We start from the raw sequence: 13,268 nt of genomic DNA, 5'->3' as shown, positions 1-13,268 counted from the left end.
GAGGGAGGGCGTTTGCAAGGCCGGCGCAGCACAAGCCGCGCCCATGGCCGGTGTCAGACCGGGATCAGGAGTTCTTCTCGTATTCGGTATAGCGCGTCTCGTCCATCAGCGCCTCGGTCTCGGACGGGTTGGACAGCTTGACCTTGAAGAACCAGCCGGCACCCATGGGGTCGGAATTGGCCAGGCTGGGGTCGCTGCGCAGTGCCTCGTTGACCTCGGTCACCGTACCGGTGACGGGCATGTAGACGTCGGCGGCGGCCTTGACGGATTCCACCACGCCGGCCACATCCTTGGCCGCAAAGCTCTTGCCCACTTCGGGCAGGTCCACGAACACCACGTCGCCCAATGCATCCTGGGCGTGCTGGGTGATGCCCACGGTGGCGCTGTCGCCTTCAATCTTCAGCCATTCGTGGTCTTCGGTGAACTTGATCATGATGGGTGTGCTCCTTAGAAGAGGTGAAACAAAAGGGACGGATTAATGAATGCGGGCAGGGCTGGCTCAGCCCCGGTAATAGCGGGCGGGCAGGAAGGGCATGGCGGTCACTTCCATGGGCACGGGCTTGCCGCGCACGATGGCCATGACCTTGCTGCCCAGCGCGGCGAATTCCGGCGTCACATAGCCCATGGCCACCGGCTTGTCCACGCTGGGGCCCAGTAGGCCGCTGGTGACTTCACCGATGCGTTGGCCGTCCGGGCTCTGCAATTCGGTGTGGTCGCGCACCGGAATGCGCTCCAGCGCCACCAGGCCCACGCGTTTGCGCGGCAACGGCGCACCGTCCAGCTGGGCCAGCACCTTGGCCGCACCAGGGAAGCCGCCGGCACGTGCGCCACCGGTGCGGCGCACCTTTTGCATGGCCCAGTTCAGCGCGCCTTCCACCGGGGTTGTGGTGGTGTCGATGTCGTTGCCATACAGGCACAGGCCGGCTTCCAGCCGCAGTGAATTGCGCGCGCCCAGGCCTATGGGCTTGACTTCGGGCTGGGCCAGCAAGGCATTGGCCAGGGCCTCGGCATCGTCCTGGTGCACCGAGATCTCGAACCCATCTTCCCCGGTGTAGCCGCTGCGGGTGATGAAGCACGCAATCGGTGGCGCTGCGGCCACGGCAGCGTGGAAGGCGCCACCGGTCATGAACACCAGTTTTTCCACCCCGTGGCACAGACGCTGCAGCGCGGTGACCGCCTGCGGCCCCTGCAAGGCCAGCAGCGCCATCTCGGGCATGGGGATGACCTGGCAGCGCTGGCCGATGCGCTGCTGGATGTGTGCGATGTCCCCCACCTTGCAGGCGCCATTGACGATGACGAACAGGTCACCGCCGTTGGCGTAGTCGCGGTTGAAGAACATCAGGTCGTCGATGATGCCGCCGTCGTCGTTCAGCAGCAGGCCGTAGCGCTGCTTGCCGGGCGGCAGGTCGATCACGTCCACCGGGATCAGCGATTCCAGCGCGGCCGCCGCGTCCGCGCCCACCAGCCGCAGCTGGCCCATGTGCGAGACGTCAAACAGGCCGGCGGCCGCTCGGGTGTGCAGGTGTTCGGCCATCAGGCCGCTGGGGTATTGCACCGGCATGCTGTAGCCGGCAAAGGGCACCATGCGGGCGCCCAGCGACACATGCAGGTCGTGCAACGGGGTTTTCAGGAGGGTTTGTTGTTCGGTGGCGGACACGGGTGTGTGACTCCAGGGCAAGGGGCAGGCGAACCATCATGTTCCATGGCCGGCCAGTGTCCGCACCATGGGCTGCCCCCGCTGTCCGCTTTACCTGAGAGATTCGCCGCGCCGCCTTCAGCCGGCTGCGGTTTGCTCCTTCGGTGGACCAGATCGGGTCTGGCCTCTCTCCAGTGGGGAAACGTCGCCGGGCTCTCGCGCGGGGACGCTCGTCAGTCCTTTTGCCTGAGCGTTCAGACCGCTGCAATCAGCCGTCCTGCGCCTTCGGCGGCGGGTCCCCTGAGGGCCGCTCTCTCCTGACGGCATTCATTCTACATGCCGAGCCGCTGGCAGTCCTGAGCGAAGGTCGTGGGTGGACGACTTCACTGGGGTGGCCGGTCTGTGGTTGCCGACGCCGCTGGTGCGCGTGGCTACGCGGATGTCCCCCGGGCCTGCGGCCCTCCTCCTTGATTCCGCTCCGCCACACGCCCCAGCGACATCGGGGTCATCGGCTCGCGCAACGCTTGAATGCAGGAATACCGGCACGCAGACCAGGGTCCGAAGGATCAGGTCGTCATGGCGTTCAGCGTAGCGGCATCAAGGGGGAGGCCGAAGGCCGGAGGACAGCCGCGGAGCTGAGCGCCGTGGCGGCCTGATCAGCGAGGAAGGGCCAGTTCGGGTCGGCATGCTGCGGAGCCTCGTCGTGCAAGAAGCTTTACATGCTCCTGTTGCGATTTTCCCAACAAACCGGGGAAACCCCTGATGCAGATCGGAATTACGGTAGTTAATACTATTATTTGATCCGTCAGCAAGACGGGCACATCAACAGTGGTTCAGAGGAGGGGTGACATGGGCGGCACAAGCGGTATTTCCGGTGGCTGGGCGCTGGGCGCCATGGTGGTGGCGTTGGCGCTGGCGGGTTGCGGTAAGAAGGAAGAGCCCCCCGCCGCAGTCGACACCGCCTTCCAGAAGAAGCTGCAGGAACAGTTGCTGGATGCCAAACCCGGCAGCGTGGTGGACATCCCCGCCGGCACCTACCGGCTGGACCGCGGGCTTTCGCTGCGCGTCAACGGCGTCACAGTGCGTGGCGCCGGCATGGACAAGACCATCCTGTCGTTCAAGGGCCAGGTGGCCGGGCCCGAAGGCCTGCTGGTGTATGCCAATGATTTCACCATTGAGGGCCTGACCATTGAGGACTCCAAGGGCGATGGCCTGAAGATCAACGACGGCGAGAACATCGTGGTGCGCGGCGTGCGCGTGCGCTGGACCGGCGGCCCCAAGACCTCCAATGGCGCCTACGGCATCTACCCGGTGAAGACGCGCAATGTGCTGATCGAGGATTCGCAGGCGTTTGGGGCGTCTGATGCCGGCATCTACGTGGGCCAGTCCAACAACGTGGTGGTGCGGCGCTGCCGCGCCGAGCAGAACGTGGCCGGCATCGAGATCGAGAACACCATCAACGCCGACGTCTACGACAACGTGGCCACCGGCAACACCGGCGGCATCCTGGTGTTCAACATGCCCAATCTGTCGCAAAAGGGCTATGGCACGCGCGTCTACAAGAACAAGGTGGAGAAGAACAACCTGGCCAATTTCGGCGCCAAGGGCACGGCGGTGGCCAGCGTGCCTGCAGGCTCCGGCATGGTGGTGAATTCCAACTCCAAGGTGGAGTTTTTCGACAACGACATCACCCACAACCAGACTGCCAACATCATCATCTCCAGCTACTTCTCCACCGGCTACTACACCGAGAAGGGCGTGGAGCCGGGTTATGACCCGTACCCGCGCGCCATCAACATCTGGGACAACCGCTTTGCCGGTGGCGGCGACTCGCCCGACGGCCTGGACCTGAAGACGCTGAAGACCATGATGTTCGGCATCAATGGCCACTTCCCCGATGTCATCTGGGACGGCTATGTGGATGCCAAGAGCGCCAATGCCGCCGACGAGCGCCTGTGCGTGCGCAATGGCCCCAATGTGGCGGTGCTGAATGTGGACGGCCCCAACAAGTACAAGAACCCCAACGTGGGCACCACCGCCTTCCACTGCGACCTGCCGCGGCTGGCACCCGTGCAACTGAAACCCATGGCCAAAAGCTGACCCTGACACAGAGAGACGCGGACAAACATGCAGATGCGGTGGCATAGCGGCAGGCGGCTGGCGGCCGCCCTGCTGGTGATGGTGGTGGGGCTGGCGGGCTGCTCCCGGCAGCCGCAGGCGGTGAACTTTGTCGCCGAGGGCAAGCCGGAGCATTTGAGCGACTGGCATGTGGTGCAGGTGCAAGACAAGCGGCTGGTGTTGAACGCCGGCGTGCTGCCGTTTGACCTCAACACGCCCTTGTTCACTGACTATGCGCACAAGCTGCGCACGGTGTGGATGCCCCCCGGCAAGGCGGCCAGTTACAGCGCCACCGAGACTTTCGAGTTTCCGGTCGGCACCATCATCAGCAAGACTTTTTACTACCCCAAGGCCGGTGGCGACATGCAGGTGCTGCGCCAGACCTACGACGACAAGCAGAACTTTGCCGGCGAGGGGCTGGACCTGGACAAGGTGCGGCTGATAGAAACCCGCCTGCTGGTGCGCCGCGAAGCAGGCTGGGTGGCCATGCCGTATGTGTGGAACGAACAGCAGACCGAGGCCACGTTGGCGCGCACCGGCGACCGCACCGAGCTGGAGCTGGTGGCGGACGACGGCAAGCGGCAAAAAATCAGCTACGTGGTGCCCAACGAGAACCAGTGCGCCAGCTGCCACGTGACCAGCGTGAAAACTAAAGCCCTGCAGCCCATTGGCCCCAAGGCGCGCCACCTGAACCGCGACTACGCCTACGCGCGCGGCACCGAGAACCAATTGGCCAAGCTGGTGCGCGCCGGCTACCTGGGCGGCGTTCCCGCGGATGCGGTGCCGCGCGCCGCCAACTGGCGCGACACGGCGGCGCCACTGGCCGAGCGCGCGCGCGCCTACCTTGACATCAATTGCGCGCATTGCCACAGCCCCACCGGCCCGGCCAACACCACCGCGCTGACGCTGAACCCCTTCGTGCCCGCCGACCGCTCGGTGGGCCTGTGCAAGCCGCCGGTGGCCGCCGGCAAGGGCACCGGTGACCGCCTGTTCGGCATCGTGCCCGGCCAGGCGGATGCGTCCATCATGATCTACCGCGTGACCAGCAGCGAGGGCGGCGTGATGATGCCCGAGCTCGGTCGCACCAGCGTGCACACCGAAGGCGCCGCGCTGCTGAGCCAGTGGATCAACGCCATGTCTGGCGCCTGTACACCGCAAAAACCCCAGCCCTGAAACCACAACAACACCCCCAAGGAGCCCGCTGATGAAGAAGCCTCACCGCCATACCCAGACCCCTGTCGCCCTGGCCGCTGCCGCGGCATTGGCGGCGCTTTCGGCCTGCCCAGTCGCCTGGGGCCAGAGTGCACCGGCTTCACCGGCGGCGCTGGAAGCCGTGGTCGTCACCGGGCAAAGCCGCACGCAGGAGCTGCAAAGCGTGCCCATCGTCATCCAGGTGGTGACGCCGGACCAGATCCGGAAGCTGGGTGCCAGCAATGTGGCCGACCTGAACGGCTACATTCCCGGCCTTGACGTGGACGCACACCAGCCCACGCAGCCCAAGTTCACGCTGCGCGGCATTGGCAGCCAGGATTTCCTGATCGGCACCGACGCGCCGGTGGGTATCTATGTGGACGGTGTCTACACCGGCAAGACCGGCGGCGCGCTGCTGAACTTCAACGACCTCAAGCGGGTAGAGGTGCTGAAGGGACCACAGGGCACGCTGTTTGGCCGCAACAGCGCGGGCGGCGCCATCTCGGTGGTCACCAACGACCCCAGCGCCACCTTCGCCGCCAGCGGCCTGCTGCGCCTGGGCAACCACGGCACCCGCCACACCGAGCTGCTGCTGAACCAGCCGCTGAGCAGCGATTGGTCATTCCGCATGAGCGCGGTGAGCCAGTTCAGCGACGGCTGGCTCAGCGACGCCGTCACCGGTCAGAAATACGGCGGCGACCACGCCTGGGGCACCCGCATGGCGCTGCGTTGGAGCAACGCCGAGACCACCAGCGCCATCCTCTCCTGGGAGCATGAGGACCTGGACCAGCGCGCCCGCCCCGTCGTCGGCCTGCGCTCGTTTGACCCGGCGAAGTACATCGACCCGCGCACTGCGTCAGTGACCAGCGATGTGGCCGACAACCGCGAGGCGCGCACCTTCGACGGCGTGACGCTGCGCATCAAGCACACGCTGCCCTGGGCCGAGTTCAGTTCCACCACTGCCTGGCGGCGCTTCACCTCGGTCAACCGGCAAGACACCGACGGCACCAACAACATCGCCACCTACCTGGCCACCACCAATGCCGAGAGCAACACCTCCTGGCAGCAGGAGTTCAAGCTCAATGGCAGCAACGACAAGGTGGACTGGGTGGCGGGCCTGAGCTTCTTCTCGGAAAACGCCACGCAAAGCTCCGAGGTCAACACCAACACCGCATCGCTGGACACCTTCTATACCAACCTGTCTGGTGGGGAGCTGTTCCCCTTCGGCCAGATCACCGGCGCGGCGGCCATGCTGGGCATACCCGGCGTGAACCTGGTGGGCCTGCCCTGGCAGGAGACCATGTACAACACCGGCAACAACAAGGCTGCAGCGCTGTACGGTGACGCCATCTGGCACCTGTCGCCGGCCACCAACCTGACCTTCGGCGCGCGCTTCACGCGCGACGAAAAGACCTTCAGCTGGCGTTACCCGCAGCGCGTGGCCCCCGCGCTGGACGCGCAACTGAAGGCGCTGGCCGCGCTGGGCCTGTTCCAGGACCCGCAACTGGGAGCTTTGTACTACGGCATCCCGCAGCTGGGTTTCAACGGTGTTTCCAACAACGCGCCGCTGGTGCAGGGCGAGATCACCCGGCCCACCGCGCTGGAGGTGAAGAAGACCTGGAACAACATCAGCCCCCGCCTGGTGCTGGACCAGAAGCTGGACGCCAACACCATGGTCTACGGCTCCATCACCAAGGGTTACCAGGCCGGTGGCTTCACCGGCTTGAGCAGCGGCGGTGCCTACGAGCCCGAGTTCATCACCAACCTGGAGGTTGGCTTGAAAGGGCAGGTGGGCAGCTTGCAATACAGCGCTGCCCTGTACCACTACGACTTCAAGAACCTGCAGTCGCTGGAGCTGGTGGGCATAGGGGCTGACGGCTTTCCCAAGTACGTGACGCAGACCAGCGACCGCAAGGCCGACGGCCTGGACCTGGACCTGCAATGGCGGCCCACCGCCGGGCTGCGGCTGTACAGCGCCGTGGCGTACATCGACCAGCGCTATGCCAGCTACGTCTCCAACACCGGCGTGAAGCTGGACGGCCAGCCGGTGGGCACACCGACGTGGAACATCGCCGCCGGCGTGGACGCCAGCTGGGACGCCTGGGGCGGCAAGCTCAACGGCCTGTTGCAGGCCGCCTACGTGTCCGAAGTGCGTTGCAATGCGGACACCGTCACCCGCACCGACTGCCTGAAGACGCCCACGTTCTCCGTCGGCACCTCCACCACCCGGGTGGATGCGCGCATCGGCTGGGACAGCCCCAAACTGGCTGGCGGCGGCCGCTGGGGTGTGGCGCTGGTGGTCAACAACCTGCTGGACAAGCGCTATGTGTCGTTCGTGGAGAACACCATCACGCGGCCGCTGGGCGTGGCGTACTCCGAGACCACGGCGCCACGGCGGATTGGGCTGGAGTTCAGGGCGAGCATGTAAGCGCCACGCGTGGTCAGTAAGCACTCCACCGGTCATCCCACTCTTTGCTCATGTCGCGCCTATCGCGCTTGGTGGGCCGGCCGTGTTCCAGGCTCAGCGCCGGCTCCACGCCCTGGCGGCGTTGCTCGGCGGCCTGTTCGCGTTGCTGGATGCTCTCGGCGGTTTCTTCGTACAGAAGTTGCGCCGCCGGCGCGCCACCGCGTACGGCCGATATGCCGCGCACCTGCACCGTGCGGGTGATGGCGCCGTGGCGCAGGGCCACGGTGTCGCCCACTTTCAGCTCCTTGGCCGGCTTGGCGCTTTGGCCGTCCACCAGCACACGGCCCTTGCTGACCTCTTCCGCGGCCAGCGAGCGGGTTTTGTAGAAACGTGCGGCCCACAGCCACTTGTCGATGCGCAATCTGTCCATTGGCAACCATTTTGCATGTTTTCGGTGACGCTGGTTGCCGGCGTTCGTTAACATGGCGTGACCATGGTCACATCGCTGTCATCCAGGCCCACTGACGCCTTGCCGCGCGACGCGCAGAGCATTCTGGAGCTGACCGCGCGCTCCATGTTCGAGTTGTTCGCCAACGCCAGCGAGGGCATGCTGCTGGTGGACCGCAACGCGCGTGTGGTGTGGATCAATGAGCAGTACAAGCGCTTCCTGCCGGCGCTTGGCTTTCCGCGCGAGGAAGACTTTGTCGGCCACCCGGTGGCCAGCGTGGTGCAGAACACCCAGATGCACAAGGTGCTGGAGACCGGCAAACCCATCCTGATCGACCTGCTGACCAACCGCGCTGGCACCTTTGTGGTCAGCCGCATTCCGCTGCGCGACAGCGCGGGCGACGTCATAGGCGCCCTGGGCATTGTGCTGTTCGACCACGCCGAAACCACCTTGCAGCCGCTGATCAGCAAGTTCTCGCTGTTGCAGCGTGACCTGGAGGACGCACGCCGCGAGCTGGCGTTGCAGCGCACCGCCGGGCCGCGGCGGGCGGCCAAGTACACCTTTGCCAGCTTCATCGGCGTCAGCCCGGCTGCGGTGGAGGTCAAGCGCCAGGCGCGTCGGGCCGCGCAGTCGCCCAGCCCGGTGCTGCTGCTGGGAGAGACCGGCACCGGCAAGGAGCTGCTGGCGCACGCCATCCACGCCGCCTCGCGCCGGGCCGACGGGCCATTCGTGGGCGTCAACATCGCCGCTGTGCCCGAGACGCTGCTGGAGGCCGAGTTCTTCGGCGTGGTGCCCGGCGCCTTCACCGGCGCGGACAAGAAGGGGCGCGACGGCAAGTTCAAGCTGGCAGACGGCGGCACCTTGTTCCTGGACGAAATTGGCGACATGCCCCAGGGCCTGCAGGCCAAGCTGCTGCGCGCCTTGCAAGAGGGCGAGATTGAACCGCTGGGCTCCAACAAGCTGGTGCGCTTTGACGTGCGGGTGATCGCTGCCACCTCGCGTGACCTGGCCCGCATGGTGCAGCAGGGGCGCTTTCGCGAAGACCTGTTCTACCGCCTCAATGTGCTGCCCATACGCGTGCCGCCGCTGCGCGACCGACGCGCCGACATCCCGGCGCTGGTGGAGGTGCTGGGCGAGGACATGGCGCTGCGCGCCAGCGTGCCGCAGGCCGAAATCAGCGCTGACGCCATGGCCCTGCTGTCGGCCCAGCACTGGCGCGGCAACATCCGCGAGCTGCGCAACGTGCTGGAGCAGGCCGCCATGCTCAGCGATTCGGCGCAGGTGGGGGTGGGGGAGATAGAGGCGGTGTTGGCTGCCTCAGGGGTGGAGCGGGTGGAGTCTGCAGCGGCTGACCTGCCTGCGCCATCCGCCACGGGAGGGGCGTCTGCCGCAGCGCGCGCGCAGGCGTTGCGCCCCTTGGCCGAGCAGGTGGCTGAGCTGGAGCACCAAGCCATTGCGGCGGCGCTGGCTGCCTGCGGCGGCAACAAAGTGGCAGCCGCCAAGCTGCTGGGCATGTCGCGCGCCAAGCTGTATTCGCGCCTGAGCTAGGTCCCCACGCCCGGCGCGGGTTGGCCTTGCTGCACCAAGGGGCAGCATTGGCCTGTATAAGCTTCTCCGAAGTGCCTGAAAAAAATTCATATGTATCAATTTAATACACTTTATGTGTTTTATTCAGACAATCATTTCCTTTGAAGTTTTAAAAATCCAGCAAAATCAAAGCTCTTGTGTTTGGCACGACTTGTGCTGTTCAGCAAGCAAATAAAACTGGAGACATTCTCATGCAAAGACGCACCTGGGTCGCGCGCACCGCGCTGGCCGCTGCTGCCGTGGCGGCTAGTTCCCTGCTGGCACCCCTGGCCCATGCCCAATCGAAGGAAATCCGCGTGGCGCTGGTCTACAGCAAGACCGGCCCGCTGGAAGCCTATGGCAAGCAGACGCAGACTGGTTTCATGATGGGGCTGGACTACGCCACCAACGGCACCATGATGGTGGCCGGCAAAAAGCTGGTGGTGATTGAGAAAGACGACCAGGGCAAGCCCGACCTGGGCAAGTCGCAACTGGCCACCGCTTACTCTGACGACAAGGCCGATCTGGCTGTCGGTCCCACCGCTTCCGGCGTGGCGCTGGCCATGCTGCCGGTGGCCGAGGAATACAAAAAGATCCTGCTGGTGGAGCCCGCTGTGGCCGACTCCATCACCGGCGACAAGTGGAACAAGTACATCTTCCGCACCGGCCGCAACAGCTCGCAGGACGCCATCTCCAACGCCGTCGCCATCGACAAGCCAGGTGTGACCATCGCCACGCTGGCGCAGGACAACGCCTTTGGCAAGGACGGCGTCAAGGCCTTCAAGGACGCGGTGAAGAAAGCCAAGCTGGTGCACGAGGAATACCTGCCCGCCGCCACCACCGACTTCACCGCCGGTGCCCAGCGCCTGATCGACAAGCTGAAGGACCAGCCGGGCCGCAAGATCATCTGGATCGTCTGGGCCGGTGCCGGCAACCCGTTCAAGATTGTTGATCTGGACCTGAAGCGCTACGGCATCGAGATCGCCACCGGCGGCAACATCATGCCGGCGATGGCGTCTTACAAGAACCTGCCGGGCATGGAAGGCGCCACCTACTACTACTTCGGCATCCCGAAGAACCCGACCAACGAAGCCATGGTGGCACGCCACTACTCGCAGTTCAAGACGCCGCCGGACTTTTTCACTGCCGGTGGCTTCTCCGCTGCCATGGCCGTGGTCACGGCGCTGAACAACAGCAAGGGCGATGCGCGTGGCGACACGCTGATCAAGACCATGGAAGGCATGAGCTTTGACACGCCCAAGGGCAAGATGACCTTCCGCAAGGAAGACCACCAGGCGATGCAGAGCATGTACCACTTCAAGGTCAAGGTGGACCCGGCTTTCGCCTGGGGCGTGCCCGAGCTGGTGCGCGAGATCAAGGCGGAGGAGATGCAAGTCCCCATCCGCAACAAGCGCTAAAAACTCCGCGGCAATGCTGGAAACCAGGCAACTCACGGTCCGCTTCGGCGGACACGTGGCGGTGAATGCTGTCAGCTGCATTTTTGCACCCGGCACACTGACCGCCATCGTCGGCCCCAATGGCGCGGGCAAGACCACCTATTTCAACCTGATTTCCGGCCAGATCGCTGCCACCGGCGGCAGCGTGCTGCTCAACGGCCATGACCTGTCGGGCAAGAGCCCCTCGGCGCGCACCCGTGCCGGCCTGGGCCGCGCCTTCCAGCTGACCAACCTGTTCCCCAACCTCAGCGTGCTGGAAAACGTGCGCCTGGCGGTGCAGGCCGCGCAGCATGGCGCGCACCTGCGCGGCCTGAACCTGTGGAGCATCTGGAGCGACCACGCGGCGCTGACGCAGCGCGCCCAGGCCATCCTGGAGCAGGTCGCCATGACCGCGCAGGCCGATACGCCCGTGGCCAGCCTGCCGCATGGCGACCAGCGCAAGCTGGAAGTGGCGTTGTTGATGGCGCTGGAAAGCCAGGTGCTGATGTTCGATGAACCCACCGCCGGCATGAGTGCCGACGAGGCGCCGGTGGTGCTGAACCTGATACGCGAACTGAAGAAGGACAAAAGCAAGACCATCCTGCTGGTGGAGCACAAGATGGACGTGGTGCGCGAGCTGGCCGACCGCATCATCGTGCTGCACAACGGCTCGCTGGTGGCCGATGGCGAACCGGCCGAGGTGATTGCGTCGCCGATTGTTCAAGAAGCTTACCTCGGGGTGGCGCCAGCATGAGCGAGGCGTTGCTGACTCTGGAGGGCGTGCACACGCACATCGGCGCGTACCACATCCTGCACGGTGTGGACCTGGTGGTGCCCCGTGGCCAGCTGACCATGCTGTTGGGGCGCAACGGCGCCGGCAAGACCACCACGCTGCGCACCGTCATGGGCTTGTGGACGGCTTCCAAGGGCCGCATCCAGTTCGCCGGCCAGGACGTCACCCGCCTGCCCACACCGGCCATTGCCGGGCTGAACATCGCCTACGTGCCCGAGAACATGGGCATCTTCTCTGACCTTAGCGTCAAGGAGAACATGCTGCTGGCCGCGCGCAGTGCGCGCAACCTGGGGCAGATCGACGAGGCACGCCTGAAGTGGATCTTCTCGCTGTTCCCGGCGGTTGAGAAGTTCTGGAACCATCCCGCAGGCAAGTTGTCGGGCGGGCAAAAGCAGATGCTGGCGGTGGCGCGCGCCATCGTGGAGCCGCGCGAACTGTTGATCGTGGACGAGCCCAGCAAGGGCCTGGCGCCGGCCATCATCAACAACATGATTGACGCCTTCGCGCAACTGAAGGCCACTGGCACCACCATTTTGCTGGTGGAGCAGAACATCAATTTCGCCAAACGCCTGGGCGACCAGGTGGCGGTGATGGACAACGGCCGCGTGGTGCATGCCGGCAGCATGCGCGAACTGGCCGAGGACGAGGCTTTGCAGCAGTCGCTGCTGGGGTTGGCGCTGTGAGCTTGAAGCAACTCGACTTTGACTGGAAGCCACTGGCCTTGGTGCCGGCGCTGGCACTGCTGGTGCTGCCCTTTGTCGGCTCGCCTTCCACCTGGCTCACCTTGACGGTGGCTGGCCTGGCCATGGGCATGATCGTGTTCGTCATCGCCTCGGGCCTGACGCTGATCTTTGGCCTGATGGATGTGCTGAACTTCGGCCATGGCGTGTTCATCGCGCTGGGCGCCTTCCTGGCCACCACGGTGCTGGGCGCCATGGGCGACTGGACCAGTTCGGCGGAGATGTGGCGCAACCTGGTGGCGGTGTTCGCCGCCATGCTGGTGGCGATGGCGGTGGCCGGCGCCTTGGGCCTGGCCTTCGAGCGCTTCATCGTGCGCCCGGTCTATGGCCAGCATTTGAAGCAGATCCTGATCACCATGGGCGGCATGATCATCGGCGAAGAGCTGATCAAGGTCATCTGGGGTCCGCAGCAGATCCCGCTGCCACTGCCCGAGGCGCTGCGCGGCGCCTGGCTGCTGGGTGACGCGGCGGTGGAGAAATACCGCGTGGTGGCGGTGGTGGTGGGGCTGGTGGTGTTTGCCGTGCTGGCCTGGACGCTGGGCCGCACCAAGATCGGCCTGCTGATACGCGCCGGCGTGCAGGACCGCGAGATGGTGGAAGCTTTGGGCTACCGCATCCGCCGCCTGTTCATCGGTGTGTTCGTGGTCGGCAGCGCGCTGGCCGGGCTGGGCGGCGTGCTGTGGGGGCTGTACCAGCAAAACGTCATCCCGCAGATTGGCGCGCAGGTCAATGTGCTGATCTTCATCGTCATCATCATTGGGGGCCTGGGCTCGACCACCGGCGCGCTGGTGGGGGCGCTGCTGGTGGGGCTGCTGGCCAACTACACCGGGTTTCTGGTGCCGAAGGTGGCGCTCTTTTCCAACATTGCGCTGATGGTGGCGGTGCTGCTGTGGCGTCCGCAGGGCGTCTACCCTGTGACGAATCGATAGGCCG

At 65.2% G+C, this 13,268-nt stretch carries 11 protein-coding genes and 2 riboswitches; of the genes, 8 read left to right on the top strand and 3 right to left on the bottom strand.

The genetic code is table 11. The annotated features are described in order from the left end of the window. Nucleotides 1-64: 64 nt before the first annotated feature. Entirely contained in the window at nt 65-436 is a 372-nt protein-coding gene (gcvH, locus tag AC1DX2_RS08535; RefSeq protein WP_477196657.1) for a glycine cleavage system protein GcvH, read from the bottom strand. A gap of 63 nt (nt 437-499) precedes the next feature. Further along, on the bottom strand, nt 500-1,657 hold the full coding sequence (gene gcvT / locus AC1DX2_RS08530) for a glycine cleavage system aminomethyltransferase GcvT (protein ID WP_477195905.1): 1,158 nt from the start codon (nt 1,655-1,657) through the stop codon (nt 500-502). Nucleotides 1,658-1,728: 71 nt separating this feature from the next. Then, nucleotides 1,729-1,841: riboswitch (glycine riboswitch) on the bottom strand. Nucleotides 1,842-1,860: 19 nt separating this feature from the next. After that, nucleotides 1,861-1,966, bottom strand: a riboswitch (glycine riboswitch). Between the two features lie 519 nt (nt 1,967-2,485). Here gcvT and AC1DX2_RS08525 point away from each other — a divergent pair. Genes AC1DX2_RS08525 through AC1DX2_RS08515 form a run of 3 tightly spaced genes read left to right on the top strand, consistent with a single transcriptional unit; the run spans nt 2,486 to nt 7,373 of the window. Further along, on the top strand, nt 2,486-3,736 hold the full coding sequence (locus AC1DX2_RS08525; RefSeq protein ID WP_477195904.1) for a parallel beta-helix domain-containing protein: 1,251 nt from the start codon (nt 2,486-2,488) through the stop codon (nt 3,734-3,736). A gap of 33 nt (nt 3,737-3,769) precedes the next feature. Then, entirely contained in the window at nt 3,770-4,927 is a 1,158-nt protein-coding gene (locus AC1DX2_RS08520) for an SO2930 family diheme c-type cytochrome (protein WP_477195903.1), read from the top strand. Nucleotides 4,928-4,958: 31 nt separating this feature from the next. Next, nucleotides 4,959-7,373 (top strand): TonB-dependent receptor, encoded by a 2,415-nt coding sequence (locus AC1DX2_RS08515; RefSeq protein WP_477195902.1) that lies wholly within the window; start codon nt 4,959-4,961, stop codon nt 7,371-7,373. A gap of 13 nt (nt 7,374-7,386) precedes the next feature. Here AC1DX2_RS08515 and AC1DX2_RS08510 read toward each other — a convergent pair whose 3' ends face one another. Next, entirely contained in the window at nt 7,387-7,782 is a 396-nt protein-coding gene (locus tag AC1DX2_RS08510; RefSeq protein WP_477195901.1) for an RNA-binding S4 domain-containing protein, read from the bottom strand. A gap of 63 nt (nt 7,783-7,845) precedes the next feature. Here AC1DX2_RS08510 and AC1DX2_RS08505 point away from each other — a divergent pair, with 63 nt between their 5' ends. The 5 genes from AC1DX2_RS08505 (at nt 7,846) to AC1DX2_RS08485 (ending at nt 13,264) form a co-directional block, all read left to right on the top strand. Beyond that, the gene (locus AC1DX2_RS08505; RefSeq protein WP_477195900.1) at nt 7,846-9,348 is read left to right on the top strand and encodes a sigma-54 interaction domain-containing protein; all 1,503 of its coding nucleotides are present in this window, start codon (nt 7,846-7,848) and stop codon (nt 9,346-9,348) included. Between the two features lie 230 nt (nt 9,349-9,578). Continuing rightward, on the top strand, nt 9,579-10,784 hold the full coding sequence (locus AC1DX2_RS08500) for a substrate-binding domain-containing protein (protein WP_477195899.1): 1,206 nt from the start codon (nt 9,579-9,581) through the stop codon (nt 10,782-10,784). A 13-nt stretch (nt 10,785-10,797) separates the two neighbouring features. Then, the gene (locus tag AC1DX2_RS08495; RefSeq protein ID WP_477195898.1) at nt 10,798-11,556 is read left to right on the top strand and encodes an ABC transporter ATP-binding protein; all 759 of its coding nucleotides are present in this window, start codon (nt 10,798-10,800) and stop codon (nt 11,554-11,556) included. After that, a complete protein-coding gene (locus AC1DX2_RS08490; RefSeq protein ID WP_477195897.1) occupies nt 11,553-12,278 on the top strand; it encodes an ABC transporter ATP-binding protein in 726 nt (241 codons plus the stop codon). Before AC1DX2_RS08495 ends, AC1DX2_RS08490 begins: the two co-directional genes overlap by 4 nt. A 2-nt stretch (nt 12,279-12,280) precedes the next feature. Next, nucleotides 12,281-13,264: a branched-chain amino acid ABC transporter permease gene (locus tag AC1DX2_RS08485; protein WP_477196656.1), complete on the top strand. Its 984-nt coding sequence runs from the start codon at nt 12,281-12,283 to the stop codon at nt 13,262-13,264. Nucleotides 13,265-13,268 lie beyond the last annotated feature (4 nt).

The sequence above is a fragment of the Hylemonella sp. P2_B10 genome (assembly GCF_056404875.1).
Note: the sequence above shows the minus strand (reverse complement) of the source record. Positions and strands in the feature narration are given on the sequence as shown.